At 38.2% G+C, this 2,232-nt stretch carries 2 protein-coding genes; both read left to right on the forward strand.

The genetic code is table 11. From position 1 onward, the window contains the following. The coding region (gene istA / locus I215_RS15505; protein ID WP_040460640.1) for an IS21 family transposase at positions 1–1,373 on the forward strand (1,373 nt) is incomplete at its 5' end. A gap of 30 nt (positions 1,374–1,403) precedes the next feature. Continuing rightward, entirely contained in the window at positions 1,404–2,153 is a 750-nt protein-coding gene (istB, locus tag I215_RS15510) for an IS21-like element helper ATPase IstB (RefSeq protein WP_008992938.1), read from the forward strand. Positions 2,154–2,232: the final 79 nt, after the last annotated feature.

A 2,232-nucleotide genomic window follows, 5' to 3' on the forward strand; every position in this document is an offset into this window, starting at 1 on the left:
TGTTGGAGACACTTTTTACTTCTCATACCACAATTGATAATAAGCGATTTGATGATCTGTCTCGTTATTTTGAGCGAATGAAAGATGTTGAACATCATCCTGGTTTTACTTTTCTATTTCATTACCAAGAATATGTTCAACAAGTAGAGAACCCCTATAGTTACACGCAATTTATGGAACATTACCATCGTAAATACGCAAAGGTTAAAGGTTCTATGAAGCTTAATCATGAACCTGGCCACGAATTATACATTGACTTTGCTGGTAAAAAACTTCATATTGTTGAGCGGGATATTGGAGAAATCAAGGAAGTAGAGGTGTTTGTCGCCATCCTCCCCAATAGCCACTACACCTACGTCGAGGCTTGTAAAAGCCAGAAACGCGGTGATCTAATTCATTGTTGTGCCAACGCTTTGAGCTTTTACGGGGGTGTTCCTAAAGCCATTGTTTCTGACAATCTCAAATCAGCCGTCAAACGCGCTAGTAAATACGAAGCAGATATTAACCGAAGTTTTAAGGAATTTGCCCATCATTATAATTGTGTAATCAATCCTACCCGTGGGTATGCACCGCAAGATAAGGCCCTTGTTGAGAACGCGGTACAACTTGCCTATCAACGGATTTACTATCCTTTACGCAATATAACCTTCTTTTCTTTGCAGGATTTAAATCGAGAAATAAGACGTTTACTTGAAAGCTACAATAGCCTATTGTTTAAAAGAAAACAGGCCAGTCGGCAGGAGCTTTTTCAGTCGGTAGAACGAGCCTATTTAAAGCCTTTGCCTTCTACTACCTATGAACTTAAAGATTACCGAAGAGCTAAGGTGCAAAAGATGGGTTATGTGTACTTCTCTCCTGATAAAAGCTACTACAGCGTTCCATACCGGTATATCGGAAAGGAGACTATGATCCATTACACTAACAGTGCAGTGGAAGTGTATTATAACCATCAGCGAATAGCCATCCATCGACGAAACCCCGTTATCGGACATTATAACACCAACTCAGAACATCTTAGCAGCACCCATAAATTTTACTCTGACTGGAGTCCTGATTTTTTTAAAAAGAAAGCTAGTGTCCATGGTAAGCATGTTCTTGGTTGCGTCAAAAAAATCCTTGAAAACGGAGATTACCCTGAGATTGGCTATAAGCGTGCAATGGGTGTAATCCAACTCCATAAGGGTTATGGTTCCCAAAGATTGGATAATGCTTGTAAACGAGCACTAGAGGCTGGTGCGGTTAGCTATAGGCATATCCAAAATATCTTAAAAAACAATCAGGATAAAAGTTCCTTATTTTATCAAGATCTAGAAGAAGATAGACCCCATATACCAGAACATGAAAACATAAGAGGAGCTTCCTATTACAAATGATAAATAAATAATTAATTAAAATCACACAATATGAATAACAATCAGACCATTGAAAAACTAAAACAAATGCGGCTAAGAGCCATGGCCGAGCTGCACTATGAACATGTGAAAAGTAACGGGCATAGTGACATGACGGCTGATGAATACTTAGCAATACTTATTGATCATCAATGGGAGGATCGACAAAATCGGAAGATCGATCGACTATTAAAACAAGCGAACTTCCGCCAACAAGCCACTTTGGAAGATGTAAATTACACCCATAACCGCAACTTGGATAAAAATATGTTCATACGTCTTGCAACCTTGGATTTTATAGAGAGAAAAGAGAATATCATCATCTGTGGTCTATGTGGATCTGGAAAGAGCTATCTCTCTCAAGCTTTAGGACACAAAGCCTGTATAATGGAATATAAAACCATGTATACCAATACGGCTCGATTACTTAAAAAACTAAAGCTTAGTAAGGTAGATGGGACTTATTTAAAAGAGTTGGAAAAAATACTAAAGACCGATTTACTGATTTTGGACGACTTTGGTCTCCAAGGTTTTGATAACCATGCCAGAGACGCTTTAATGGATATTATTGATGATCGGTATAACAGAAAATCAACAATAATAGCCACCCAGATACCAGTCTCTGCTTGGTATGAGATCATTGGTGGAGATGGTACGCAAGCTGATGCATTACTCGACAGAATTGTAAACTCATCACATCGAATAGATTTAAATACTGGAGAATCTTTAAGAAAGGGAAAGTTGAATAGTATTAAAGCTTAAATTTTTTATATCATTGTATGATCTTTCAAAGTGGCGCAGTTTGACCGAAACAGGTGGCGTCATTACTCCGAAATAGCCA

Source organism: Galbibacter marinus, from assembly GCF_000300875.1.
GTDB classification, from domain to species: Bacteria; Bacteroidota; Bacteroidia; order Flavobacteriales; family Flavobacteriaceae; genus Galbibacter; species Galbibacter marinus.